This is a genomic window from Coleofasciculus sp. G3-WIS-01 (assembly GCF_040223135.1).
Taxonomy (GTDB): domain Bacteria; phylum Cyanobacteriota; class Cyanobacteriia; order Cyanobacteriales; family Coleofasciculaceae; genus Coleofasciculus.
In genome coordinates, this window is the sequence record NZ_JAVJZI010000202.1 from 1 (window position 1) to 25,263 (window position 25,263).

Annotated in this window: 24 protein-coding genes and 1 tRNA gene; 17 read left to right on the forward strand and 8 right to left on the reverse strand. The window is 46.7% G+C overall.

The features are described 5' to 3' along the window. Positions 1-373 precede the first annotated feature (373 nt). From RIM23_RS20905 to RIM23_RS20920, 4 genes are all read right to left on the reverse strand, one after another. The gene (locus tag RIM23_RS20905; protein WP_446369018.1) at positions 374-3,214 is read right to left on the reverse strand and encodes a type III-B CRISPR-associated protein Cas10/Cmr2; all 2,841 of its coding nucleotides are present in this window, start codon (positions 3,212-3,214) and stop codon (positions 374-376) included. A gap of 445 nt (positions 3,215-3,659) precedes the next feature. Continuing rightward, positions 3,660-4,733, reverse strand: a complete 1,074-nt coding sequence (locus RIM23_RS20910) for a WD40 repeat domain-containing protein (RefSeq protein ID WP_446369019.1) — start codon at positions 4,731-4,733, stop codon at positions 3,660-3,662. Positions 4,734-5,001: 268 nt separating this feature from the next. Next, the gene (locus RIM23_RS20915) at positions 5,002-5,502 is read right to left on the reverse strand and encodes a hypothetical protein (RefSeq protein ID WP_446369020.1); all 501 of its coding nucleotides are present in this window, start codon (positions 5,500-5,502) and stop codon (positions 5,002-5,004) included. 557 nt (positions 5,503-6,059) lie between these two features. Continuing rightward, positions 6,060-6,257 (reverse strand): hypothetical protein, encoded by a 198-nt coding sequence (locus RIM23_RS20920; RefSeq protein WP_446369021.1) that lies wholly within the window; start codon positions 6,255-6,257, stop codon positions 6,060-6,062. 91 nt (positions 6,258-6,348) lie between these two features. Here RIM23_RS20920 and RIM23_RS20925 point away from each other — a divergent pair, with 91 nt between their 5' ends. After that, a complete protein-coding gene (locus RIM23_RS20925; RefSeq protein WP_446369022.1) occupies positions 6,349-7,617 on the forward strand; it encodes a GTP cyclohydrolase II in 1,269 nt (422 codons plus the stop codon). Between the two features lie 501 nt (positions 7,618-8,118). Further along, positions 8,119-9,429, forward strand: a complete 1,311-nt coding sequence (locus tag RIM23_RS20930) for a URC4/urg3 family protein (RefSeq protein WP_446369023.1) — start codon at positions 8,119-8,121, stop codon at positions 9,427-9,429. Positions 9,430-9,510: 81 nt separating this feature from the next. Here the strand turns inward: RIM23_RS20930 and RIM23_RS20935 are convergent, their stop codons facing one another. Beyond that, the gene (locus RIM23_RS20935; protein WP_446369024.1) at positions 9,511-9,663 is read right to left on the reverse strand and encodes a hypothetical protein; all 153 of its coding nucleotides are present in this window, start codon (positions 9,661-9,663) and stop codon (positions 9,511-9,513) included. Between the two features lie 747 nt (positions 9,664-10,410). Here RIM23_RS20935 and RIM23_RS20940 point away from each other — a divergent pair. Both RIM23_RS20940 and RIM23_RS20945 read left to right on the forward strand, forming a co-directional pair. Further along, complete coding sequence (locus tag RIM23_RS20940; protein WP_446337519.1) at positions 10,411-10,710, forward strand: type II toxin-antitoxin system HigB family toxin; 300 nt, start codon at positions 10,411-10,413, stop codon at positions 10,708-10,710. After that, positions 10,694-11,092, forward strand: a complete 399-nt coding sequence (locus RIM23_RS20945; RefSeq protein WP_446369025.1) for a helix-turn-helix domain-containing protein — start codon at positions 10,694-10,696, stop codon at positions 11,090-11,092. The genes RIM23_RS20940 and RIM23_RS20945 overlap by 17 nt, the downstream gene beginning before the upstream one ends. Before the next feature lie 252 nt (positions 11,093-11,344). Here the strand turns inward: RIM23_RS20945 and RIM23_RS20950 are convergent, their stop codons facing one another. Both RIM23_RS20950 and RIM23_RS20955 read right to left on the reverse strand, forming a co-directional pair. Further along, positions 11,345-11,695, reverse strand: a complete 351-nt coding sequence (locus RIM23_RS20950) for a hypothetical protein (RefSeq protein WP_446369026.1) — start codon at positions 11,693-11,695, stop codon at positions 11,345-11,347. Positions 11,696-11,740: 45 nt separating this feature from the next. Beyond that, complete coding sequence (locus RIM23_RS20955; RefSeq protein WP_446369027.1) at positions 11,741-12,208, reverse strand: hypothetical protein; 468 nt, start codon at positions 12,206-12,208, stop codon at positions 11,741-11,743. Between the two features lie 193 nt (positions 12,209-12,401). Between RIM23_RS20955 and RIM23_RS20960 the strand changes: the two genes are divergently transcribed. The 12 genes from RIM23_RS20960 (at position 12,402) to RIM23_RS21015 (ending at position 23,280) form a co-directional block, all read left to right on the forward strand. Further along, positions 12,402-12,779 carry a hypothetical protein gene (locus tag RIM23_RS20960; RefSeq protein WP_446369028.1) on the forward strand — a complete coding sequence of 126 codons (378 nt, stop codon included), beginning with the start codon at positions 12,402-12,404 and terminating at the stop codon, positions 12,777-12,779. Next, entirely contained in the window at positions 12,776-12,991 is a 216-nt protein-coding gene (locus RIM23_RS20965; RefSeq protein ID WP_446369029.1) for a hypothetical protein, read from the forward strand. The genes RIM23_RS20960 and RIM23_RS20965 overlap by 4 nt, the downstream gene beginning before the upstream one ends. Positions 12,992-12,993: 2 nt before the next feature. Continuing rightward, a complete protein-coding gene (locus RIM23_RS20970; protein ID WP_446369030.1) occupies positions 12,994-13,146 on the forward strand; it encodes a hypothetical protein in 153 nt (50 codons plus the stop codon). Positions 13,147-13,501: 355 nt separating this feature from the next. Then, on the forward strand, positions 13,502-13,729 hold the full coding sequence (locus RIM23_RS20975) for a helix-turn-helix transcriptional regulator (protein WP_446337514.1): 228 nt from the start codon (positions 13,502-13,504) through the stop codon (positions 13,727-13,729). A 277-nt stretch (positions 13,730-14,006) separates the two neighbouring features. After that, entirely contained in the window at positions 14,007-14,642 is a 636-nt protein-coding gene (gene upp, locus RIM23_RS20980; RefSeq protein ID WP_446369031.1) for a uracil phosphoribosyltransferase, read from the forward strand. 34 nt (positions 14,643-14,676) lie between these two features. Beyond that, the gene (locus RIM23_RS20985; protein ID WP_446369032.1) at positions 14,677-15,168 is read left to right on the forward strand and encodes an ureidoglycolate lyase; all 492 of its coding nucleotides are present in this window, start codon (positions 14,677-14,679) and stop codon (positions 15,166-15,168) included. A 109-nt stretch (positions 15,169-15,277) separates the two neighbouring features. Continuing rightward, positions 15,278-16,213 (forward strand): Rpn family recombination-promoting nuclease/putative transposase, encoded by a 936-nt coding sequence (locus RIM23_RS20990; protein ID WP_446369033.1) that lies wholly within the window; start codon positions 15,278-15,280, stop codon positions 16,211-16,213. A 326-nt stretch (positions 16,214-16,539) separates the two neighbouring features. Further along, a complete protein-coding gene (gene secA, locus RIM23_RS20995) occupies positions 16,540-19,329 on the forward strand; it encodes a preprotein translocase subunit SecA (protein WP_446369034.1) in 2,790 nt (929 codons plus the stop codon). Positions 19,330-19,585: 256 nt separating this feature from the next. After that, the gene (locus RIM23_RS21000; RefSeq protein ID WP_446369035.1) at positions 19,586-20,275 is read left to right on the forward strand and encodes a Uma2 family endonuclease; all 690 of its coding nucleotides are present in this window, start codon (positions 19,586-19,588) and stop codon (positions 20,273-20,275) included. A 243-nt stretch (positions 20,276-20,518) separates the two neighbouring features. Continuing rightward, positions 20,519-20,908 carry a photosystem II reaction center protein Psb28 gene (gene psb28, locus RIM23_RS21005; RefSeq protein ID WP_446354149.1) on the forward strand — a complete coding sequence of 130 codons (390 nt, stop codon included), beginning with the start codon at positions 20,519-20,521 and terminating at the stop codon, positions 20,906-20,908. A 7-nt stretch (positions 20,909-20,915) separates the two neighbouring features. Beyond that, positions 20,916-21,821 (forward strand): thylakoid membrane protein ThyD, encoded by a 906-nt coding sequence (thyD, locus tag RIM23_RS21010; RefSeq protein WP_446369036.1) that lies wholly within the window; start codon positions 20,916-20,918, stop codon positions 21,819-21,821. 241 nt (positions 21,822-22,062) lie between these two features. Beyond that, on the forward strand, positions 22,063-23,280 hold the full coding sequence (locus RIM23_RS21015) for an RNA-guided endonuclease InsQ/TnpB family protein (RefSeq protein ID WP_446369037.1): 1,218 nt from the start codon (positions 22,063-22,065) through the stop codon (positions 23,278-23,280). Between the two features lie 109 nt (positions 23,281-23,389). Here the strand turns inward: RIM23_RS21015 and murA are convergent, their stop codons facing one another. Further along, positions 23,390-24,778 (reverse strand): UDP-N-acetylglucosamine 1-carboxyvinyltransferase, encoded by a 1,389-nt coding sequence (gene murA / locus RIM23_RS21020; protein ID WP_446369038.1) that lies wholly within the window; start codon positions 24,776-24,778, stop codon positions 23,390-23,392. Between the two features lie 197 nt (positions 24,779-24,975). Here murA and RIM23_RS21025 point away from each other — a divergent pair. After that, positions 24,976-25,059: transfer RNA gene (locus tag RIM23_RS21025), tRNA-Leu, on the forward strand. The last annotated feature ends 204 nt before the right edge of the window (positions 25,060-25,263 follow it).

Consider the following 25,263-nt stretch of genomic DNA (forward strand, 5'->3'; position numbering starts at 1 on the left):
ATGCGAGAGCCCCTACGAATATCCCTCTTCCCCATGGGGATTGGGCGAAGCATTCGCGTTGAGACGTTGGTAGAAAACCGATAGATTTGGGCGCGAATGCGAGAGCCCCTACGAATATCCCTCTTCCCCATGGGGATTGGGCGAAGCATTCGCGTTGAGACGTTGGTAGAAAACCGATAGATTTGGGCGCGAATGCGAGAGCCCCTACGAATATCCCATCTTCCCCATGGGGATTGGGCGAAGCATTCGCGTTGAGACGTTGGTAGAAAACCGATAGATTTGGGCGCGAATGCGAGAGCCCCTACGAATATCCCATCTCCGCGTCTCCCCCTCTCCGCGTCTCCCCATCTCCGCGTCTGTCTCAACCACCAATTTAAAAGCGTGACAGCTTACCAATCTGCCGATGGCGTAAAATAAACGCCGTTAATTTCAACCAACGTTGGACAGTTTCATCCTGCTGAGAGAGGGGTGTGGTTTGACGTAATGCCCTCAAATACCTAGCTAAATCCGCCTCAAACCCTTGCCTAACCGACTGATTATCCGCCAATAAATCCCGACGCTGGCAAAATGTCCGCGTCCAGGGTTCAATCGCTGCTAACGTCGGCGCGGGATGCTGACGCCAGAGTTGGGCGGCTTGTTCAAAGATGCTGTGATTTACCCCCAATTGGAGTAACCTGTGCCACTGATGAAACACTGGGAACCGACTCGTAGCCGTGAGAATATTACCATTGCCAAATAACACCCGGACTTGCACAGCATCTTTCTCATGCCCTTGATAATCATACTGCTTCGCCCCCGCTTCTGCTGACCAGAGATTCTCCAAAGCAATCGCTAAAGGCACCGAATGATGGGCAATCACAACCCCAACACTCAAACTCGCCTCACCCCCCATCGTAAATAAAGGACGTTTGGGTAAGCGAGAGTAGGTATCAGCTTCCCCCCGATAACGCCAATAATCCCCCTGACTGCTAAACTCACCCCTAGGGTCATCTGCACCTCGAAAACATTGCCGAATATCCCATAACCACTGGTCCCATTCCCAGAGATTGGTATAAGCTAAAACATCATCGCCGCCACTATAAATTAACCGTCCAGCATAGCGTTGTTCGGTTAAATAGGGAACCAACCGATTGGAGAAATCCAAAAGGGCGCGACTCAGGGCATTATGCGTCGCTGGACCCATGCGTTTTTTAAGGGATTTGAGTTGATTAAATCCCTGGTAAATCCTGTGGCTGTCCCCATCCGCCGCTTCAGGGGGGTCAGGCAAAACAGGCATATACTCCTGATACGCCTTCAATCGTTCCCCATTCAACCAGCGACTCATCCCATCCCCATCCCCAGCCGCCAAGACATACCAATCACTGGGATTATTCCCCGGTGTAAAATACTCGGCAATCTTCAACCCAACCCGCTGACATTCTGCCTGTCTCACCTGCTTTTGTGCCTCCCGGGTAAAGGGTTGGCTAGGATTAGGATTGGTGGGCGTAAACTCATCAATCAGCCAACCCGCATTCAGCAGGCGAGAATTGAGTAAATCGGGATAATGGTGTTCAATCCAAGGAATCCCCCAAGGTTGCGTCGCTGGGGGAAAATCACCGGGGACAGAGGATTGCGTCGTCCAGGCAAAAGCTTGACTAATCTCAGCCGTTGCCCAACGAAAATACTCTATCGCCTCCGGATGAGTCCGCAACCAACCCGCCACACCAGAACTCAAATCTGGATACAATTGGGACGGTTCCCCCCCTAATAGTTGCGGTAAAACCTTATGTAACCCCCGCTTCAACGTCTCCGTGGCGTTAAGTTCTTCTATCCCATCAAACAATCCCACCTGTCGTTCCCAGTATTTCCCCGTATCCCCTTCCGTGGTATGGCGTTGGTCTGGATTAGGATACACCACTGAACCGATACCCGACACCGTAGACCGAGGTAAAAATGCCGTCGGGACTTGCCAAACCCGACTATTTTTCACCGTACCCCCTGCATATCGCAGTTGGTCGAATAAATAGGACCACCATGACCCCACATTCACACAAATGGATGGGTCTTTTTCATACACCGCCCGCATAAACTCCAATTCTTCCGGTAAAAATAGAGCGCGGCGTTGGTCTGGGGTATCCTGAAGCTGGCACAGACGATTCATCGGGTCTAACCAGGCTTGCAGTTGGGCGGCGTCTGATTCAGCAATTGCCTGATTTGTCAAGGGATTCACGCCAATCGGTAACGCCGTCCAATAGGTTTGCCACTGAGACGCCAACCACCCCGACCAAGTAGCACTATTTTCCCCTAAATCTGGCATCCAGTGGCGTCGCCTTAACTCAGCAAACACCAACTGCCCAATCCTAGACCATTCCGCCAGCAGGGTTTGACGGGCGGTTTGCATGGCAGACTTCACGTCTTTGGCGGGGAGAAGGGCGACAATCACATTAGGAAACCCGGCGGTGAGTAAGGCAGATGCTGACGGTTGCGGTATCCACGGTCGAAACTCCGCCCATGTCTGCCCCAACCAATGGTCAATTAAGGGTTGCTGAAACAGACTCGGATAAATCAGGCTATCGGGTCCATAGCGTTGTGCCAGCCGCCAACAAATTTTAGCCGACAGATAATGCAACACCCAAGACCCTGCCCAGAAATCCCGCATTTTGCGACTAGCTTTAATTAACTCTTGCACCGGAGAAAAGCTAAAGGTAGCCAGATGGGGAGGGGAGGAGTTCGGGTCAGTTAATGCCCCAGCTAGGGCGGCGGTGAGGCTGGCTTGACTCCACACTGAGGCATCGGGTAAAAGGGGTACCGCTGGCATGAGTAAGGCATCCTCTCCCAGTCGCTGACTCACGGCTTCGGGTAAGCAGCGCCATAACCACCAAAAGAGTTGGCGGGAGTCGATGGCTTCTGGGGCGTTGGGGGTGCTGTCTGCGGGTGGCGGGGAGGTTAACTGATCATAATCCCTGACATTCACCGATAGGGGGAGTTCTGCCCCCGATAGCAGATGTGCCACGTTCAGAGTCGGCAGAGTCAGAGGCAAATGCATCCGATTCAGCAGGGCGCGATCGCTGGCTTCAGCTATTTGGTAGGCTTGGGATACGGTTGGGGCAGGATTGACTGATTCTAGGGCATTTAAGAAGACTTGAGCATTTTCCCCGGTCGAGTTTCTCAAACTATCCCGGTCAAAATCATAGAGTAATCCTTGGATTTTGGCTTGCCAGAAGGAATTAGACACGAGGGAATTGTGCGATCGCGAGAATCATCCGATTTACTCTATCACAACAGCCTGAATAGAGTATCCCAAAATCCATTGGTACTCCCCCTAAAATAACACGCGATCGCGCAATCTTCTGGCTCCCATGCTGGTTCACAGTCTCTGGAATACGGGGACATTATTAAGTTTAGTAATTTTAGGCAGTGGGGGAAGTTGAGGCAGTATGGTTTGTAGGGGCGGGTTTATGGGCTTTCGTTCCGCTATTGATACTAACCTTTGTACAAAACCCGCCCTTTCCAAATGTAGGGGCGGGTTTATGGGCTTTCGTTCCGCTATTGATACTAACCTTTGTACAAAACCCGCCCTTTCCAAATGTAGGGGCGGGTTTTACTATTATCGTTTCTTTTTTCCCCAGATGTAACTAAACCCGCCCCTACTGAGTAACAGGGGTTTGGTAACCAAACCCCTACTGATCCCCTGTTCTCCAAATTGCGATCGCGCCATCATTACTCCCGCTAACCAATATCTGACCGTCACCACTAAAGCCGAGGGAAAAAATCGAACCTGAAAACCCTGTCAGCGTCGTCATCAACTCCCCAGTTTGCAGATTCCATAATCCTAATCTGCCATAAGGACCTAACGCGCTTGCCAAGATATTACCCGATGGATGCAGCGCCAAGGCATTCACAAAGACCGGTTTAGGATTTGCTACAGGTGTCGAAAGTAATTCCCCGGTTTGGGGATTCCAAACATTAATGGTTTCGGCAAAACTCTCACTCACCAAGACTTTTCCATCCTGATTAAACGCCAACGCTCTTAAAGACTGAGGATGCTGGAGGATATGCCGGATTTCCCCACTCTGCCAATTCCATAAATGAATTGTACCGTCCTCAGAACCACTGGCAAGGAGTTCTCCATTGGGACTAAAAGCAAGAGACAGGGTTAAATTTTCTATATCAAACTGAAGCAGTTGTTTGCCTGTTTCTAGATTCCAAAGCATAATTTCCGAGACAAAACCTAAACCTTCTCCTCTCCTCGCACTGGCGAGAGTTTTTCCGTCTGGGGTAATCGCCAAGGATGGAATCATGCCTTCTTTCTTCTGGAAAGTATTGATCAATTCACCCGTTTTCAGATTCCAGAGTTTAATTGAACCGTCCTCGATACCCCCCCCACTCACCAGTATTTCTGCGTTTGGACTAATGGCTAAGGCAGTAATTTGATCAGAATGTCCAGAAAACGTCCGCAATGGCTGACCTGTATTTAGGTTCCAGAGTTTAATCGTTTGATCATCGCTACCCGTGGCGAGGAGTTGTCCATCTTGGCTAATCGCGATCGCGCCTACTGCGTCTGCATGTCCCTTAATATTACGCAACAATTTGGCATTCTGCCATTGTTGAGTCGGCGTAGCGGCGATGAGAGCAGCATTTCCAGGATTGGGGGATAGAGAATGCGATCGCGGCACGTTGGTGACGATGACAGACAGGACAGTTATAACCGTCAGTACGACGAAAACCGCGTAAGAACTTGACCTGCGACTCATAGTTAACCCTTAAGAACAACACCATCCCACCGGAATTGGTGAGATTGTTCCCTTAGACGACAGATAATGCCAAAAAGTATCCCATAAATATTATTCCTGTGCCAACAACAGCACAAAAAATTAGAGAAATTAATTCGGCGACGGTATAACTTACATAGAGTCCAAGCATCGTGACACTCCAACAATACGGTAACGATGCCATGATCACCTGAAATGGCTCGCTCAACCTCATACTTTTGGGTTAAATTAAATAATCTGGCTGGAAATTTTAATAAATATTTAATTTTTCAGTCGGATTAGTTGGGCGTTGCTGGCGAATAATATTCACAGTCTTTGTCAAAACTCCTGCTAACTGAGCAATCAAAGCTGAGGGAATTTCGGAAATCACATTAGCATCTAACAATTGAGACAATTGATGCAGGGTTGTGGTGGCGCGATCGAGAGGAGAGGGTATCACGACAATCGATTGTAACGTTTCGCAATATGCCATGCGTTTGTGAAACGCTTGCTGGCGTTCAGTGTATGTGGCAGGTGCATAAAATTCAACCTCCCCGATCGCATACACTGAAGTACACTCAACATCAAAACTACTCCCCACAGCAGCACCGGGACCGGCAAAATCAGCATAAAACCGTTTTTGGATAATTAAGGCTCCCTGACAGTCAGGTTTAATCGCCAGCAACTGCCCACTTTTGAACAAATCAAGGGGGACAGAGGTACAAGGAGAGTTGGTTGATGAATACGCACAAGGATTATTAGTTGGATGCATAGCTCACCTGACAGCAGCAGATCGATATCTATATTGCGTTGTATCTCTCACTGTCGGCGACTTATGCACAACGTCTCTACATGCTTTCCTATCTCCCTTCCCCATTTGTCGCGAGTTCAACACATAGCAATATTCCCCCTGTTTCAAACCATCATACAGTTCATCATCAGCTTGGCGTTTCACATAAGTGGGGTGTTGAAACTTTAAAATACCCCCGATTTTATAATAATTTTCAGTTTTATTTAATACACTCATGCTCTAAATTATGATATTCTTTATTGTTGTGTAGGGGCGGGTTTCACTATTATCATTTATGCCCTCACCCAAATGTAATTAAACCCGCCCTGACTAAATTGATAATGACAAATGACCAATGTTGCTAGTAAGTTGGGTTTCCTTCGTCAACCCAACCTACTTGCGTTGACATGCTCCTGTTTGTCATTGCTTAGGAGCCAGTTGCAACGGACAACGAAAGATGTTTACATAACTTAACAATGTTTAGACCTTGAGTTAGTCCTTGGGCTTTTTCAGTGGGGGCTTAAAACCCTTGCTCCAGGCTAAGTTGCACCATCAAAGAGTGCTGAAGGCATCCCCATAAATCCAGGCGAGCCATCTGCCATCTGCCTTTGTTCTGTCAGTGACGGGGAACCATAATTCCCCTGTAGTTGTGTTCCTCGCACCATAGCCTCTGAGTCATTACGTTGTATTTTAAGGAAATATTCCAGGGTGTTGACACCCTGTTCCATCAGGTTCATCCATAACCAAACTCTAATTGCTATGATTGGAGCTTGCTTGAATTAAACGACTCATACGTTAATTTGAGGTGCATTCTACATAGGAGCCATCATGCAACTATCACAGCCTTTGTCGAAGTCGAAACCAAAGCATATTGTTTTGACCTCTCATCCAGGGCGTTCCGGGGAACAACCCCCTCGCCTGCATTGGGGAGAAATCGACCCCCTCAAGCGCAGACCCATTATTGGTACGGTGACGAACCTCGCCCATCGTAACGTGATCGGCACTCACTCCGGTTCCTATTCCGTCTATCGGGCATTAGCCGTTGCTAGTGGAGCGCTGCATCCAAATCACAGAGCGGATTTGACCAATACAGCTCCCGTTGTGGCGATAGGTCCCCATCCCAGTTGGGCTAACCCTAATCGCATTGTGTCTCTTGATCCCTTTGGGGGAATGGTGGGGGATGTCTACGCCAATTTCTATGAGCAAGGATACGACATTCGACCCACGATCGCAGTTACCCAAGCCCATGTCAACTTGCCGGAAATCCAAGAAGCGATCCAGAAAAATCGCTTATCAGTTGACGGTAAAATTGTCAAGCCCAACGGCAGTTTAGTGGTCACCAAAGTAGCCATTGACCCCGTGTGGTATCTGCCAGGAATTGCCCACCGACTCAACGTCGAGGAAGGAGAATTACGCCGCGCCCTCTTCCAGCAAACCGGGGGAATGTTCCCTGAACTGGTAACCCGCCCAGATTTACAGGTTTTCTTACCTCCGATTGGTGGGATTACAGTTTATTTAATTGGTGAGGTTGACGCGATTACTGATCCCAATCGCCAACTTGCCGTGCGAGTTCATGATGAATGCAACGGTTCCGATGTCTTTGGTTCCGATATTTGCACCTGTCGTCCTTATTTAGTACATGGGTTGGAAGTTTGTGTGCAAACTGCACAAGCCGGAGGTGCAGGGGTTTTGGTTTACTTCCGCAAAGAAGGGCGGGCATTAGGTGAAGTCACCAAGTTCCTGGTTTATAATGCCCGCAAGCGACAAGAAGGCGGCGATAGCGCTTCTTCCTATTTCAACCGCACCGAATGTGTCGCAGGTGTTCCCGACATGCGCTTCCAAGAACTAATGCCGGATGTACTACACTGGTTGGGAATTACACGGATTGATCGGTTTGTCTCCATGAGCGACATGAAATACAATGCGATCACCAACTCTGGCATTGAGATTGTCAAGCGCGTCCCGATTCCTGACGATTTAATTCCCGAAGATGCCATGGTCGAAATTGCTGCCAAGCAAGCGGCGGGCTATTATACCGAAACAACCGCACCCGATGCAGTAAAATTAGCGACGATTAAAGGGCGTAGTATTGGCTGATGGTTTTGGATTCGTTATTGCAAATTGGGCATTTGAGTAGAACCAATGACGAATGAAATGCCGAAAACAACAGACGATTGCCGATTTGATTTGATTTGATTTCAGGCAACTTCTTTGTTATTCTTGATCTAGTGACTTAGCTTCCTCATAGTCAGCAGTGTTTCCTTTCAGAACAGTAAGTGTGTCTAATCACAAGTAGAGTGTGTACTCCCGCACTGGCGTCTGTAGTAAGCTATACCGACAGACAGTTATTCAGGGGTACACACCTATAAAATAGAAATTATGAATTATGAAAAAGTTTTGAGTATTGTGTAGGGGCTCTTTTCACTATTATCGTTTCTGACCTCACAATAAATATAACTAGACCCGCCCCGACAAATCTAAAATTTATCCATAAACGACATCACCGGAACTGGGCGAAGCATTTGGGTAAAACATTTTGGACAAGTATTATAAGATGGCTCCCCAAATGCGAGAGCCCCTACAGGTTACAAATGACAAATGACAACTGATCAACAAACTATTGCTTACCTGAAACCACCAAAGGCGATTCGAGACCGGTGCGATCGCGTCTTGGATCTCGCTGAGGTAAACCAGTTGCATTACTTCCGTTGCGATTTAACCCAGCTAGAAAATGTAGCCAGTTATGTGATTCAAGTGATGCAGGATGAATATCCTGATTTTAATATCCCTTTCCACAGTCGCTGGCGGCATTTTGAAGTCGGAGACTTGCCACGCCTTGCTGAATTAGAAGAAAAATTAGTCGGACTCACTCCCCGGCAAAAAGCCCAAACTAAATTTGATTTAGCGATTGTTAGTGTCTTATTGGATGCGGGGGCGGGTGCTGATTGGCAATATTTTGAAACCCAAACGGGACAGGTGTTTCGCCGTTCTGAAGGTTTAGCTGTTGCCAGTTTCCGGATGTTCTGTCAGGGTATGTTTTCCAGTAATCCAGAATCCCCCTTACAAGCCGATGCTCAAGGATTACAAAACTTAACGGTTGAGCAGTTAACCCACGGATTTCAAGTTAGTTCAACTAATCCCCTTTTAGGTTTAGAGGGTAGGGTAAAACTCTTACAGCGCTTGGGAGAATCCCTACAGACTCATCCGAAATTGTTTGGTGATCAAAATCCCCGTCCGGGTAATTTGGTCAAGTATTTGTTGAGTCTTTCAACCCGTGAGGGAGAACTGATGGAGGGGAGTTTGACAGATAAGGTTATGGGAAAAATCGATAACTTATCTAAACCCCACTTTATCGGTAAGCTACCCGCTGAAGTGGTATTATCGGCTGTGTTAGAGGGGTTAGGTGATATTTGGTCAGGACGACTTGCGATCGCGGGAGTGAATTTAGGCGATGTCTGGCGTCATTCTGCCCTGTCTGGGGAAAAGCCGAGTGATCAATATATACCGTTTCACAAACTTTCCCAGTGGTTAACCTACTCTCTTTTAGAACCCTTACAAGAATTAGGGTTAGAAATTACTGGATTAGACGAACTCACCGGATTAGCCGAATATCGCAATGGCGGTTTATGCGTCGATTTAGGACTGATTGTGGTGAAAGATCCGGCTATTTTGCAGCAGCGCCACTTACCGGGTTCTGAAGTAATTGTCGAGTGGCGAGCGCTGACTGTAAGTCTGTTGGATAGAATTGCAGATACTATCCGAAAACAGTTAAACTTGACAGCGACCCAATTACCTTTAGTCAAAGTTTTGCAAGGTGGGACTTGGACAGCCGGACGAAAGATTGCGGCACAATTAAGAGAAGGGGGAGTTCCGCCGATTCAGATTGAGAGTGATGGTACAGTTTTTTGAACCAAATAATCAGTCGGTGCGATCGCCCATCGCTGTAGGTTGGGTTGACGTAGGAAACCCAACATCCGCTCCCCTGCAACATTAACACCAAATGTCGCGATCGCGCTTATTTTGTAGTGGCGCTGTCTTCGCCATCAACCATGCGATCGGGCTTAGTCGAGTTGTGGGAATATCGGATGATAGCAGATAGGATCTAGGGATAGAGACATCAACACTAGCGACAACAGCAATCAATGGTTCAAACTCCCTTCCAGAAAGAGTCTTTACCTCCAGCGCTTGAAAGTGGCGATCGCTTAAATCGTTAGAGCAGTGATGCCAGACAACTTAACTTACGTACAACTTACTATTACTTGGCGTAAACTAAGATACGAGAAGTGCGGAGTGGGGGAATTGAACCCCCATTAGCGTTGTTCTTGGGCAGGAACCTCTTTCAGATCTCACGACGCTCCCAGTACATTTGGAGTAAGCCACCACAACCTCCGCAACAACGCTACCCCGCATGAACCAACCGTCACATAGACAACAGGTGCAATCATAAGAACCTCCTTTATGTTCACGAAGAACAGAGTCCAAGGCTGCACTGTTGAGACGCCCTTGAGTACCTCTAGAAGAACCCTCGTAACCAAGACTTGTGAAGTGCCAAAAGACCTAGGAAATATATATTATCATAAATTGACGCCAATATCGCAGTAGTCAGTAAGATTGTGGCATATTGCCGTTCAATCAAGTCTAAGGCGATCGCACAACCAATTCAAGCTTAATTTAAGTATAGAGTTATCCCATCTTGACAAAATCCTCTCAAAATGAGAGTATTGGTATACGGGAGCATATTCGAGAAAGCAAATAATGTTCACACTAACCCGCTGAGTTGGGTTCCGTACCTCAAACTCAGCCTAAAAAGTGATATGTACCCGCATGAACTGAATGATACTAAATCCGATCTCTTCCTGCCTATGACACTAGAAACTAAAGTAAAGACATATGCACCTAATTGCAATTAGTAACCTTCGTACTAATGCTGCCCAGTACCCCGATGTCAAAAACCAAATTGATGCATGGTACGCAACACTCAAGAAGGCACAATGGCAAAACTTAGAGGACGTTCGGAAAATTTACCGAGACGCTGAAGCGGTTGGGAACTTTACCGTTTTCAATCTCAAAGGCAATGACTATCGTCTGATTGTTGGTATCGACTACGAAAATCAAACAATTTACTACAAATATTTTTTAACTCATGCCGAATACGACAAAGGCAAGTGGAAAAATGACCCTTACTTTTGACCAAGACGCTTATCGCCATCTACTCGCACAAGTCGCGCCCAAAGTGATTGAGACAGAACAGGAGTATGATCGCGCCCTAGCAGAGGCAGAACGGCTAACCTTTGCCAAACACCGAACTCCAGAGGAGAAAGCGTTACACAAGTTGCTCATAATGCTGATTGAAACCTATGAGGAACAGAACTATCCGATGGATCAAGCTGCACCTCATGAAATTCTCCAACACATCATGGAATCCAGTGGTACTCGTCAAGCTGACTTCGTGGGTGTTATTGGATCGAGTGGTGTAGTGTCTGAGGTGGTAAACGGCAAGCGATTCATTAGTAAAGCACAAGCTAAGGCACTTGGCGATTACTTCCAGATTTCCCCAGCGCTGTTTATCTAACGATTGCAGGATAGTGCGATCGCCCATCGCAGTAGGTTGGGTTGACGTAGGAAACCCAACATCCACTCTCATCCAACACATCAACGTCAAATTGTGAGATCGCTCTTAAAATCAAGTCTAATACTAAGTAGCGTTTTAATACCAAATTCGGGTTAACTACCCCCGTTATAACCTAGTCCGCGCAGGCGGACTTTGTTTGTGTAGCAGCGATTTCAATCGCCTCCTCTTGCATGGGGTGATTTCGCTACAAACCTACTCGATGAGCAGACATTTTTCCCAGATTGTCTTGAGGAAAGGCAAGATGGAATCAGCGTATTGTTTGCGGTGCTTGGTCTGGTCATATTTAATCCCATTCCACAAATTATGTAACTGTTGATTAGTCGAACATTTTTGCAGGTGACAGGCAATGGCATTTTTCCATTGTTCCATCTGACGATAGCTGATGAATTGTCCTCCTTTGTCGAGACGATGGACAAAGATAACGTAGAGCCAGGATTCGACTTTTACGATTAGGGAAGCAGGAATGTTTAAGAATTTGGCAACTTGATGCTTAGTGATGCGGAAGTTTTTGGCAGGTTTGATGCGGCGAAATAAGGCGGTCATGATCGCTTGATTCCTGGTTTAATCGTCTATTTAATTAGTTGTGCATTAAAGTTGTTCGTTAGGAACATCGAAAAAGACTTCAAATTCAGCATCCGGTATAAAACCCTTGAGAAAGCGTTGGTAATCCTCTGCATCTTGACGGTTGAATAATCTCCCCACTGTATGCCGTCTGGCATCAGGTAGGAGTCGGATAATTGCCCAAGGGCGGGAGTTATTTTCTGGTTGTGAAGTGGGTTTGGGCAGAGTTTTCCTGGCTTCCCCTCTGATGATGCTTAAGGTGCTCTCAATGAGTTGCCAAAGCTGTTCCCATTGTGGGCTGGTATCGTTGGGCATCAAATTCCATTCGTTGATGGGTGCTGGTAGCCATCTGAGAATGTAATCATTTTGACCCGTTTTAGAAAGTTTCCAGGATAGGCGTCGAGTCTGTTTGCGGCAGACATAACCTTGTTGGCGCAAAATTGCACAGATACTCTCGCCTTCGGATTGAAGGCGTAGCCAGTCGGAGTGTTTCATCGTCGAAAGCTGGGTAAGGTTTTCACGGAAGAGCGATCCGCCCTGTGCGCCTTGTGAAATCGCAGCGCTCTGTTACGCGATCGCCTGAACTTGTTTGATCTACGTATGTAAAAATCGGTGTTTTTATTTTATATATGTAATAATAAAAAGTCAATATCCTATTTGCATATATGAGATAATGCACAGACAGGTTATGGCACATTCAAAAAAGTATGACGAGCAAGCGCGGCAGACCCAAGTCAGCCAGGGAAAACGCAAAAAACGTATCGCTGATGATTACGCCGAAGGGGTGGACGCTTCTACAATCTCAAGCGCAGCAACTGGGAATAACCAGGTCAGAACTGGTGGAGCGATTTGCCAGAGGAGAAATTCAGAAGAACCTTTCGCAACTAGCCGAAGAACGATTTCTGGGGGAATCCTTCGCCAACTGATAGAGGAGAACGCGATTCAGTTGGCTCATTATCGCTCAGAAGTGGAACGGCTGGAAAAAAGGCAGCGCCAGCTAGAAGAACTGTTTGACCAGTTAAGGGTCAAGACGGGCGAAAACCTTGATGACGAGGAAGGAGAATGACAAACAAACGTGGTAGACCCAAATCAGACCGGAAGACGATCAGCGTCGGGATACGGCTCGAACCCAAGGATTGGGAAAACCTCAATCAGCTAGCAGCCAGTCTGGGAATGACCCGCACGGAACTGATCACCCAAATATCCAGAGTTCAAAATCCACAAGACTTACAAGCATTTCAAAAGGCGAAATATCTGGGGGAATCCTCAGCCAATTAATCTTGGAAACCCAAGAGGAATTGGCTTATCTGGAACAGAAGTTACCTCGATTGAGGGCGCGGCTTAGCTGTCTTCAACAGCTATACCGGGATTTGCAGCAAAAAACCCGTGAAGACTTCGACGAGGAAGACAAGGTTGGCGATGAGGAAGGATAATGACAAACAAGCGCGGTAGACCAAAATCAGACAGGAACTAAGACTGGTAAAAACCTTGATGATGAAGACAAGGTTGGCGATCGCATGGATAACGCCAGTAATGAGGAACAATAGAACGGGTGGGTTGGGTCGGTCTAAAAGGGTTGGACGAAAGATTGCGGTTCATGAATTTTCCTGATTAATTCCAGATAGATTTACACTCATGCGATCGCATGAGTGCGTAAAATGACAACGGATTGAGAAAAGGCAGCAATACTCTAGAACGCTTTCTCTGGTTCAATGAGCGCTGTCTTTCTTTAGTCTGTCTATCGCTAGAGTAAAGAAATTTACGCTAACCGTCAACTAATTTACGCAAATGACCGACAAACCTGAACGATCGCCGCTAATGAGACTAAGAGTGCGACAATTTCTCACCCAAAAGCAGTTGGCGGATGCACTCGGCGTGACGGAAACAACCATAAGGAATTGGGAAGCAGGGCGATCAGTGCCAAAACTTACCCCTGTTCAGTACAAGACTTTACTGAAAATTTTGAAAATTACGTCTGATGAGTTACCCGATCAATTTGGAGTTCCAGATAGTTAACCGGATCAGGCTAAGTAAAACTATCAGGACTTAAATAGCCACCCTATCCACGGTAGGGGCAATTTTAAACATAACTTGAATAAATCTTATTTAGCGACAGAAAACCTATAATACTATTCTTGTTTTTGTATTGATTATGATGAATTAATAAATACATGAGCAACGCATATTTTCTGATGTATTCCTTTCGGGGCTGTGATTTGGCAACAGGAGTGGTATACTCTCAGGACAGCAGGATTAACTTCTATACAGATAAAAAGCTGTCTACTATTAACAGATGACTCCTCAAGTTACAGTAATCAATCATCCATTCGTGCAGCACAAGCTAACCCTTATGCGTCAGGCGGATACCAGTACGGCTAAATTTCGTCAACTGATGAAAGAAGTTGGCAGCTTGCTGGCTTACGAGGTGACGCGGGACTTACCCCTTAAATACGCAGCGATTAAAACACCCCTGGCTCCCATGCACGCTCCCATGCTGGCTTCGGATAAGAAAATGGTGATTGTTTCGATTATGCGGGCAGGGCAAGGGCTGGTTGATGGTATCTTAGAATTGATTCCTTCCGCCCGCTTGGGGCATATTGGCTTGTATCGTGAACCCACTACTCGGATTCCGATTGAATATTATTGCAAACTCCCTCATGATATTGAACACCGAGACATCTTGGTCGTTGATCCCATGGTGGCGACAGGGAATACAGCCGTAGCCGCCGTGGATCGGGTGAAGGATTTTATCCCGTTGTCCATCAAGTTTTTGTGCTTGTTAGCTGCACCGGAGGGAATCGCGAATTTCCATGATCATCATCCGGAAGTCCCTCTGTATACTGCCGCTATTGATGAAACCTTAGACGAGCATGGTTATATTTTGCCCGGACTTGGGGATGCAGGCGATCGCCTGTTTGGGACAAAATAGCAGTAAGCTTTGTGTTGCACTATCGATATCTGTCATGAATCCCACCATTTCAGTGAAACAGCTTTCAGTAGAAGAAATTAGCGCCGAACACTTTCAACCCTTCGGTCAATTAATCACGCCGACAGCCGATGATAAACCCTATGATGCAACAGATGCTCAATTAGTTCTGCACAACGGTACTCCCCGCTTTTACATCATGCGCTTGTATCACAGAGGTCGCAAATTTCACACAATCACGCGCCATCAGCACTGTACCCAATGTTTGGGTTCTCTAGAAGGGAAAGACTGGTGGATGGCGGTTGCACCTGCTTGTGAACATGAACAACCCGCGATCGATGACATTAAAGTTTTCCGGATTCCGGGAAACTGCTTCATCAAGTTAGAACTAGGAACGTGGCACGCGGGTCCTTATTTTGAACATGATGTTGTCGATTTCTATAATTTGGAACTGAGTGACACAAATGAGGTTGACCACTTTACCCATGATTTACTGAAAAGTCACAATTTAGAGTTGGAAATTGTTTGACGTATCACCTCAATAAAATTATCACTTTTTAGGAAATGGAAGACAGTGCGATCGCTGTGCTATAATCGGACTCTATTCCATCTATTTATACTGAAACGGGAGCAATAAAATGAGGTTTATTAGTCCCAAGGTCGATTACGCCTTTAAAAAAATATTTGGTTCCGAACAAAGCCAAGAGATTTTAATCAGTTTTCTCAATGCAATAATTTATAACGAAGAAAAAATCATTCAATCCCTAACAATTGTTAATCCCTATAATCCGGGTCAGGTGATGACCTTAAAAGAAACTTATTTAGATGTCAAAGCCGTTTTAGCGGATGGGTCGATTGTGGTCATTGAAATGCAAATAGCGCCAATGACTGCCTTTAACAAGCGGGTAGCTTATAACTTGGCAAAAGCCTATAGTAACCAATTGAAAACAGGCGATGATTATCCTTTTCTAAATCCAGCAATTGCTGTAACAATTACTGATTTTATCTTGTTTGCCAACACAGATCAGGTAATTAATCAATTTGTCTTTCAAGAGAAAACCCAAAAATTTGAACTTCTAGATAGTGAATTAAAGCTAATTTTTGTCGAACTTCCCAAATTCAATAAAACCTTGTCTGAACTACAGAGTTTAACCGATAAATGGATTTATTTCCTGAAAGAAGCAGCGAGTTTGGAGAGTGTCCCTGATAATTTAGGGGAAGTTTCAGAGATAGAACTTGCTTTAAACCTTGCCAATCAAGCCACAATGACGGTAGAAGAGTTGGATGTGGTTGATCGGCGAGGCATGATGTTGCAAGATGAAAAAGGACGGCTGGCTTATGCTGAAGAAAAAGGCAAAGAAAAAGGGAAAGAAGAAGGGAAAGAAGAAGGGCGACTACAACAGACCAAAACTTTAGTAGGGCGTCTAATACTGAAGCGTTTTGGCGAAATTCCGTTGGCAATCAGCCGCAAAATTGAAGAATTACCGTTGAGTGATTTGGAACGGTTAACTGAGGAAATTTTCGATTTTCAAAGTTTACCCGATTTAGCCAGTTGGTTGGAGGATCGCCAGTAGATTGGTGAAAATAAACTGAACTTTAAGTTCTGTGAATATGCCTCAAACCCTTAGAAATCAAGTAGCTTGCTTATTTTCGGGCAGCGAGTATGACAAATGACAAATGACAAAGGACAAAGGACGAAGCGCCCCTCAATCCGAGCAAAAATGGTAGGATGATCATAAAAATGCCGCCCTAAGCGGTGGTTTATCATGGGTTAGCCGTTAGTCACTGGGACTCGTGCAAGATTGCCTGTGAACCCTTCCCTCCCCTATTCATGCCCTTAGTCTTGAGTGTCTAACCTTAACCCTAGACCAAGCGCGATTAGACGTATCCCTCTCCTGCTATGTTAAAAAACTTACTTGGCGATCCAAATACCCGCAAACTTAAAAGATACCAACCGTTCGTTGCCGATATCAACGTTCTCGAAGAAGATATCCGATCGCTCTCCGATGAGCAACTCCAAGGGAAAACCGCAGAATTTAAGCAGCAGCTTGAAGGGGCGACAACCGATCGTGAGCGAGAAGAACTGTTAGAGGATCTCCTACCCGAAGCCTTTGCAGTTGTGCGGGAAGCCGCATGGCGGGTTCTGGGAATGCGCCATTTTGATGTGCAGCTATTAGGTGGTGTGGTGCTGCACCGGGGAGAAATCGCGGAGATGAAAACGGGTGAGGGGAAAACCCTGGTATCCACCCTCCCAGCTTATCTCAACGCTCTAAGTGGCAAAGGGGTACATATCGTTACCGTCAACGATTACCTGGCACGCCGGGACGCGGAATGGATGGGACAGGTACACCGCTTCTTAGGATTAACGGTGGGACTGATTCAGTCGGGTATGGGTCCTGGGGAACGACAGCGCAATTACGCCTGTGATATTACTTATGCCACAAACAGCGAGTTGGGCTTTGACTACTTGCGGGACAATATGGCAACATCGATGAATGAGGTGGTGCAGCGTCCCTTTAATTACTGCATCATTGACGAAGTAGACTCCGTACTCATTGACGAAGCCCGCACCCCTCTGATTATTTCTGGACAGGTGGAACGCCCCACCCAGAACTATATGAAAGCGGCTCAAATCGCTAAGATGCTGCAGCCAGAGGAGCATTATGAGGTCGATGAAAAAGCGCGTAATGTGATCCTCACCGATGAAGGCTTCATCCAGGCAGAGAAACTCCTAGAGGTTGAGGATTTGTATGACCCGGAAAATCCCTGGGCGCATTATATCTTCAATGCGATTAAGGCAAAGGAACTATTTACCAATGACGTAAACTATATCGTGCGTAACGATGAAGTGGTCATCGTCGATGAGTTTACCGGACGAGTCTTACAGGGACGCCGTTGGAGTGATGGACTGCACCAGGCGATTGAGGCAAAGGAAGGCGTAGAGATTCAAAAGGAAACCCAAACCCTAGCTACAATTACCTATCAAAATTTCTTTTTGCTCTATCCCAAGCTAGCCGGGATGACCGGAACAGCCAAAACAGAAGAAGCCGAATTTGAAAAAATCTATAACCTACAAGTCACGATTATCCCCACCAATAAGCCCCCCGGACGGCGGGATATGTCGGATGTAGTGTATAAAACTGAGGAAGCTAAATGGAAAGCGGTGGCACGAGAATGTGCGGACATGCATGAGCAAGGACGCCCAGTATTGGTGGGTACAACCAGTGTGGAAAAATCAGAAGTGCTTTCGCGTTTGTTAAGCCAATTAGAAGTTCCCCATAATCTGCTCAATGCTCGACCGGAGAACGTGGAACGGGAATCAGAAATTGTCGCCCAAGCGGGTCGTAAAGGGGCTGTGACAATTGCGACAAACATGGCAGGACGCGGAACCGATATTATCTTAGGCGGTAACGCTGACTACATGTCGCGGCTGAAAGTGCGAGAATATTTCATGCCGCAGATTGTTATCCCTGAAGAAGAAGATTCTTTTGCGGCTATGGCATCCGGTAGCGGAAAACGCTCCCAAGCCCAAGGGTTTGCCCCAGGGAAAAAGGTGAAAACTTGGAAGGTGAGCCCCCAGATTTTCCCGACTCAGTTGTCTCCGGAAACAGAGCAAAAGCTGATTGAGGCGGTGAAGTTTGCGGTGCAGCAGTATGGGGAACGCAGTCTACCGGAATTAGAAGCTGAAGAAAAAGTGGCAGTTGCGGCGGAAAATGCCCCGACGGAAGACCCGGTGATTCAAAAGCTTCGGGAGGTTTGTCGGGCGGTGCGAAAGGAATACGAAGCCTTTACTCATAAAGAACATGATGAGGTGATTAGCATCGGCGGATTGCATGTGATTGGTACTGAACGCCACGAATCTCGCCGGATTGATAACCAACTGCGGGGACGGGCGGGACGCCAAGGTGACCCAGGTTCGACAAAGTTTTTCCTCAGTTTAGAAGATAACTTGCTGCGGATTTTTGGGGGCGATCGCGTGGCGGGGATGATGAATATGTTCCGGGTTGAGGAAGATATGCCCATCGAATCGGGAATGCTGACTCGTTCCTTAGAAGGGGCGCAGAAAAAAGTTGAAACCTTCTACTATGACACCCGGAAACAGGTGTTTGAATATGACGAGGTGATGAATAATCAGCGGCGGGCAATTTATGCCGAACGTCGTCGGGTGTTAGAAGGATTAGATCTCAAAGAACAAGTCATCCAGTATGCGGAGAAGACCATGGATGATATTGTAGATGCTTATGTCAACCCCGATTTGCCACCAGAAGAATGGGATTTAGCCAGCTTGGTGTCAAAGGTACAAGAGTTTGTCTATTTGCTGCAAGACCTCCAGCCCGAACATCTAGATGATATGACAGTTACGGAGATTAAAACCTTTTTGCATGAAGAAGTCCGTAAAGCCTACGACATTAAAGAAGCCCAAATCGATCAGATTCAACCGGGATTGATGCGACAAGCCGAACGGTTCTTCATCTTGCAGCAGATTGATACCCTGTGGCGGGAGCATTTGCAATCGATGGATGCTTTGCGCGAGTCGGTTGGGTTACGGGGTTATGGGCAGAAAGACCCACTGATTGAGTATAAGCAAGAAGGATATGAAACCTTCTTGGAAATGATGATTGACATCCGTCGCAATGTGGTGTACTCGCTGTTCCAATTCCAGCCGCAAGTGCAACCGCAAGCGGTTTAGTCATTTGTCCTTTGTTCTTGGTCATTGGGGGAGAATTACCTCCCCGATTTCTGCAAGGATACTGTAGGTTATGCCACATTGGCACGACGGGCGACCCGATAAAATTAACCGGTGGGTGGTGTTAATTGTGTAAGGCGGGTCGCCCCTACAATCAATTGTGTCCTGCTTAATCTTGCTGGTCGTTTTATGGCTACAGATGAGCTATCAATGCTAGGATTTAAACCGAGAATAAAAGCCGCGATCGCGAGTGGTCACGATGACATCGACGAAACTCTCTCCTCAAGTAACAATTCCCCGCTTAGAAAACGGCGACAAACTCAACCGTTTTGAATTTGAGCATCGCTATTCAGCTATGCCTGATCGGCAAAAAGCGGAGTTAATTGAAGGAATAGTGTACATGGCATCTCCAGTACGAGCCAAAAAACATGGCAAACCCCATTCTCGGATTATAACCTGGCTAGGAACCTACGAAGCCGCTACACCAGGAGTAGAAACACTAGATAACACAACGGTGCGTCTAGATGCTGATAATGAACCCCAACCCGATGCTGTATTAAGACTCGAACAAGGTGGACAATCAACGATTAGCGACGATGATTATATCGAAGGTGCGCCTGAATTAATCGTAGAAATTGCGGCTAGTAGTGTTTCCATTGATTTGCACCAAAAACTCAATGTGTATCGCCGCAATGGAGTCCAAGAGTATTTAGTCTGGCGAGTTGATCAAGGTAAATTGGATTGGTTTAGGTTAAAAGCAGGAGACTATATTCAACTTAAACCCAATAGTGAGGGGATACTTTGTTCAGTTGTTTTTCCGGGATTGTGGCTAGATAGAACCGCATTATTAATTGGAGATTTAGCCAAGGTTTTAGAGGTATTGCAGCAGGGATTAACCAATCAATATCATCAAGATTTTGTCCAAGACTTGACATCACGTCAGGAGTAACGATGAAACCAAAATATAAATGACCAATAACAAATGACGATCTCCACCTCTAAGTTTATTTAATTGAGTCTACCTATAGCTAGGGGTAGGGATAAAATGTAAAGATATAGAGTTGCACAGACTCCTCCACCGGAACGTCTGGGGGCTGGGAGGTGAGGTTTTTCCTAGTCGCCAGCAGTATCCTTGACAAAATCGGGGATCTGTTTGGAGTATACTGAACGATATAGTATTTGCATTTAACTAATGACTTCCCAAACGCCATCGATTCAATTTTTTGAAGGACTTCCTGAAGAACTGAGTAATGTTAGCTTACGGCGAAATCGGAGTTCGGGCGTGCGTTCAGTATTAATGAGTTTCGATTCCTTAAAAGCGATAGAAAAATTCCAGAGTTATACCAAGCGATTCGCTAACGCCTTGCTCTTAATCGATGAAGAAGGGCAAATTAGTGTTGAGCCATCGTCGGTGAAATTTATATTCAGTGGTCCGGAAGGCGATGATTTGAAGCGGGTAGACTGCGAATTTGACATCGAACAGCAAGAGCACTGGGATCGTTTCATGCGCTTTATGCACCGCTATGCCGAAGCCAATGGTATGGCTTATGGTGATACAAAACAAGCACAGGGAGCAGAGTAAGTTAATCGTGAAAATCGCTATTACTGGAGCCACTGGATTTATTGGCTCTCGCTTAGTCAAGCGTCTGATTGAGAAAGGGCATCAACCCTTAATTTTAACCCGAAACCGAGCCAAAGCGACTAGGCTGTTTCCCAATTTAGAGATTGTGGGTTATACTCCCACCGAATCCGGAGCTTGGCAAGACGCGATCGCGGGTTGTGATGGGGTGGTGAACTTGGCGGGAGAACCCATCGGTGAGAATCGTTGGACACCGGAACGTAAGCAGGCGATTCTCAATAGCCGCCAACTGGGAACCCGGAAAATTGTAGACGCGATCGCGAAAGCTCAACCCAAACCTAGCGTATTAGTGAATGCCTCGGCTATTGGCTATTACGGGACTAGCGAAACAGCAACATACTCTGAAACCAGTCCCCCTGGAGACGATTTCCTCGCCCAAGTCTGTCAGGCTTGGGAAGCTGAAGCCCAAAAGGTGAAAGATGCCGATGTTCGGTTGGTTATCCTCCGATTTGGCATCGTTCTCGGCGATGGTGGCGCACTGGCAAAAATGCTACCCCCATTTAAACTCTTTGCTGGGGGTCCGATTGGGAGTGGGCGTCAGTGGTTCTCTTGGATACACCGAGATGACCTCGTGAACCTGATTATCGACGCGCTCACCCGCAACGACATGGAAGGGGTATTCAATGCTACAGCACCCAACCCCGTGCGGATGTCGGAATTTTGTCAAACCCTGGGGGATGTGCTGAATCGTCCCTCTTGGTTACCCGTTCCCAGCATTGCCCTAGAAGCATTACTGGGAGAGGGGGCTAAAGTTGTTTTAGAAGGTCAAAACGTGTTGCCTAAGCGGACGACTAGCTGCGGTTTTAACTATCGCTATCCCACGGTCAAACCCGCGTTAGCCGATATTGTTACCTGATAGTGACGTTCCCCATGTTCACTCAAAGATCACCCCTGACGTGATGTGAGCTGATAACGTTCTTTTTCGTATCGGAATGAGGGGATTTGGGGGAGCTATAGAACCTCATCCTCAACGCAACGAAGTGGAGTAGGGTGGGGGTGTCTTCACTCCCCCAAGTAAAAAACAGGCATATTGAATACCTGTTTTTTACAACCTCTGTATCCTAGGCTAAGATAACAAGCATAGAGTTAAAGCGCCCATGCTAGTATTCGAGGCAAAATTACGAGGAACACACGAGCAGTACGCCATCTTAGACGAGATGATTCGTACTGCTCGTTTTGTGCGTAATGCCTGCCTTAGATACTGGATGGATAACATTGGGGTCAATAAGTACGACCTCAATACATATTGCCGAGTACTCAGAGAACAATTTGAGTGGTGCAAAAAGCTCTCGGCTCAAGCTTGTCAAGCGTCTGCTGAAAGGGCTTGGAGTGCCATAGCTCGGTTCTTTGATAATTGCAAAAAGCAAGTTCCAGGCAAGAAAGGCTTTCCTAAATTCAAAAAACATCAAACTCACGGCTCAGTTGAGTACAAAGTTGATGGATGGGTATTATCGGATGACCGATTAACCATTACATTTAGGGATGGATTTAAAGCTGGAACTTTTAGGATGTGGGGGACTCGCGATTTGCATTTTTACCAAAAAGAGCAGATTAAGCGAGTGCGTGTTGTACGTCGAGCCGATGGATATTACGTTCAGTTCTCCATCAACCAAGAACGAACCGAAAAACATGAAACCACTAATCGGATGGTAGGGATAGATGTTGGTTTAAACCATTTCTACACTGACTCTGATGGCAACAAAGTAGAGAACCCTCGGTTCTTAAGGAAAGCCCAGAAAGCTTTAAAACGCGCACAAAAATGTGTTTCCCGTAGAACCAAGGGTTCAAAGAATCGTCTCAAAGCCATAAAGCAACTGGGTAGAGTGCATCTCAAGGTATCAAGGCGGCGTAAAGACTTTGCGGTAAAGACCGCAAGGGCGCTTATCCAATCTAGCGATTTGGTAGCCATTGAAGACCTACAAGTGCGAAACATGGTGAAGAACCATCATTTAGCTAAGTCAATCAGTGATGCATCGTGGACATTGTTTAGACAATGGTTGGAGTATTTTGGAAAAGTATTTGACGTACCAGTGATTGCTGTTGCGCCTCATTACACTTCTCAGGATTGCTCCAATTGCGGACAACTTGTCAAGAAAACCTTGTCCACTCGCACTCATCAATGCCCACATTGCGGATATATTAATGACCGAGACACCAACGCCGCCATCAATATTTTGATGAAAGCGTTGCGAGCTCTTGCACAACTACCGTCGGGCAGACGGAAAGTTACGCCTGGGGATGAGATGACCCCCTGCTCTTGTGGGGAAACCCAAAGGAGTAAGGTTGCTCGACGAGCCAGGAAACCCCGTCAGTAATGATGGGAATCCCCACCCTCACCAGATCCTTCGCAGGCTCAGGAGAGTGGGGAGGATGTCAACGTCTAGGATTAAAGTGACGGGTATCAGCCACAAAGATTTTTGAGCGTCACAGTGTTTTAACTGGACTTTGGGTTGCTGAGGAGTCTTTTAGCGGTGAGTTATCCGACACCCGTTGTAATCGTGCGCCAAGTTTCTTTAACTTCGCCTCTAGCTTCTCATACCCTCTGTCTAAATGATGCAGTCCCTGAATCGTGGTTTTACCATCGGCGGCTAGGGCGGCTAATATCAGTGCGGCGGATGCGCGTAAGTCAGTAGCAACGACAGGGGCGCCTGATAACAGAGGCACACCACGTACAATCGCATTATTGCCTTTAATCCGAATATCTGCCCCCATGCGATTGAGTTCGGGGACATGACCTAGACGATTTTCAAACACGGTTTCGGTAATCACACTATCCCCATCACTCAGCGTTAATAGTGCCATGAATGGGGCTTGCATATCCGTGGGAAATCCTGGATAGGGTAAGGTTTCAATATCCGTAGCGCGAATTATCCCGGTTGGGACAATCCGTAGACAGTCAGGGGCTTCCTGAATCACTCTCATGCCAATGTTTTGGAGTTTCGCGATCGCAGCGGTAATATGTTCCGGTACAACCGGGGAAAGAGTGAGTTCTGACTGGGTAATTGCCCCAGCCACTAAAAACGTACCCGTTTCGATGCGATCGGGAATAATTGAGTAGTCTACCGAATGTAAACTGGGAACACCAGAAATGATAATCGTGTTTGTACCCGCCCCCCGAATCTTGGCACCCATTGCGTTACAAAAATTTGCCAAGTCCACCACTTCTGGTTCTTGGGCAGCATTTTCTAAAATCGTTTCCCCTGAAGCCAATGTCGCTGCCATCATCAGGGTTTCCGTTGCTCCCACACTGGGATAGTCGAGATAAAATTTTGCCCCTTTTAACCCCTGCCGCCCATTCCCCCTCACATAGGCATTAACCATACCATGCTCAATCTGCACCTCAGCACCTAGGGCTTGCAATCCCCTAACATGGAGATCGACAGGTCTAGCGCCGATGGCACAGCCACCCGGCAAAGGAACTTGAGCCGCGCCCAATCGTGCCAGCAGAGAACCAATCACAAAGAAACTGGCTCGAAGCTGATTAACTACCTCGTAGGGCGCTTTTGACTGTTCCAGGTGACGCGCATCGATATCCAAGATATCCCCATGATGCTTTAGTTTAACACCCAAAGCCGTCAGTACCTGACCCATCCGCGCTATGTCTACCAGAGAAGGCACATTACGCAGTCGGCAATCTTGAGGACACAGCAGCGCCCCTGCCATAATTGCCAATGCCGAGTTCTTCGCGCCACTAATGGTCACATGTCCTTTGAGGGAAGATCTGCCCCAAATCTCTAGAACGGATGGGTTCCCCTTGGGTACAGATACAGTATCTGTCAGATTAAGAGAGTGGTTGATAGGTCTATCCTCCAGAATCGGTGAAATCTTGGCATTTTTTAAAATTTGGTTTTGATTCTACCTGAAACAGGGCAAATGTCTAGATTTGCTTCCCAAACTGGTGAATCAACCAGCCTTGAATTTTACCTTGTCCGATGCCGAAAATCCGCAAAAAAAAATTAGTTGACAAAGGCGTCAGTATAGTCGCATAATAGTAAACTGCATGGAAAGAAGCGGAACTGGCGGAATTGGTAGACGCGCTAGATTCAGGTTCTAGTGTTCGCAAGAACTTCCGGGTTCAAGTCCCGGGTTCCGCATCGAAGATTGTAGAGACGCGGGCGTGGGCGGGTGGGGGATAGAAAAGCGGGCCGGTGCGGGGTCAAAGCGCAGAGAGTTCGGTTTTTAATTTTTGGTTTTGTTTCTACCTGTTACAGGGCAGATGTCTAGATTTGCTTCCCAAACTGGTGAATCAAGCAGCCTTGGATTTTACCTTGTCCGATGCCGAAAAGCCGCCAGAGGAA

Excerpts from the sequence above, each read along its gene's own strand:
- RIM23_RS20910 (WP_446369019.1), bottom strand. The coding sequence starts at position 4,733 with ATGAGTCGCAGGTCAAGTTCTTACGCGGTTTTCGTCGTACTGACGGTT.
- RIM23_RS20915 (WP_446369020.1), bottom strand. The coding sequence starts at position 5,502 with ATGCATCCAACTAATAATCCTTGTGCGTATTCATCAACCAACTCTCCT.
- RIM23_RS20920 (WP_446369021.1), bottom strand. The coding sequence starts at position 6,257 with ATGAACCTGATGGAACAGGGTGTCAACACCCTGGAATATTTCCTTAAA.
- RIM23_RS20925 (WP_446369022.1), top strand. The coding sequence starts at position 6,349 with ATGCAACTATCACAGCCTTTGTCGAAGTCGAAACCAAAGCATATTGTT.
- RIM23_RS20930 (WP_446369023.1), top strand. The coding sequence starts at position 8,119 with ATGACAACTGATCAACAAACTATTGCTTACCTGAAACCACCAAAGGCG.
- RIM23_RS20940 (WP_446337519.1), top strand. The coding sequence starts at position 10,411 with ATGCACCTAATTGCAATTAGTAACCTTCGTACTAATGCTGCCCAGTAC.
- RIM23_RS20945 (WP_446369025.1), top strand. The coding sequence starts at position 10,694 with ATGACCCTTACTTTTGACCAAGACGCTTATCGCCATCTACTCGCACAA.
- RIM23_RS20950 (WP_446369026.1), bottom strand. The coding sequence starts at position 11,695 with ATGACCGCCTTATTTCGCCGCATCAAACCTGCCAAAAACTTCCGCATC.
- RIM23_RS20955 (WP_446369027.1), bottom strand. The coding sequence starts at position 12,208 with ATGAAACACTCCGACTGGCTACGCCTTCAATCCGAAGGCGAGAGTATC.
- RIM23_RS20960 (WP_446369028.1), top strand. The coding sequence starts at position 12,402 with ATGGCACATTCAAAAAAGTATGACGAGCAAGCGCGGCAGACCCAAGTC.
- RIM23_RS20965 (WP_446369029.1), top strand. The coding sequence starts at position 12,776 with ATGACAAACAAACGTGGTAGACCCAAATCAGACCGGAAGACGATCAGC.
- RIM23_RS20975 (WP_446337514.1), top strand. The coding sequence starts at position 13,502 with ATGACCGACAAACCTGAACGATCGCCGCTAATGAGACTAAGAGTGCGA.
- upp (WP_446369031.1), top strand. The coding sequence starts at position 14,007 with ATGACTCCTCAAGTTACAGTAATCAATCATCCATTCGTGCAGCACAAG.
- RIM23_RS20985 (WP_446369032.1), top strand. The coding sequence starts at position 14,677 with ATGAATCCCACCATTTCAGTGAAACAGCTTTCAGTAGAAGAAATTAGC.
- RIM23_RS20990 (WP_446369033.1), top strand. The coding sequence starts at position 15,278 with ATGAGGTTTATTAGTCCCAAGGTCGATTACGCCTTTAAAAAAATATTT.
- secA (WP_446369034.1), top strand. The coding sequence starts at position 16,540 with ATGTTAAAAAACTTACTTGGCGATCCAAATACCCGCAAACTTAAAAGA.
- RIM23_RS21000 (WP_446369035.1), top strand. The coding sequence starts at position 19,586 with ATGACATCGACGAAACTCTCTCCTCAAGTAACAATTCCCCGCTTAGAA.
- psb28 (WP_446354149.1), top strand. The coding sequence starts at position 20,519 with ATGACTTCCCAAACGCCATCGATTCAATTTTTTGAAGGACTTCCTGAA.
- RIM23_RS21015 (WP_446369037.1), top strand. The coding sequence starts at position 22,063 with ATGCTAGTATTCGAGGCAAAATTACGAGGAACACACGAGCAGTACGCC.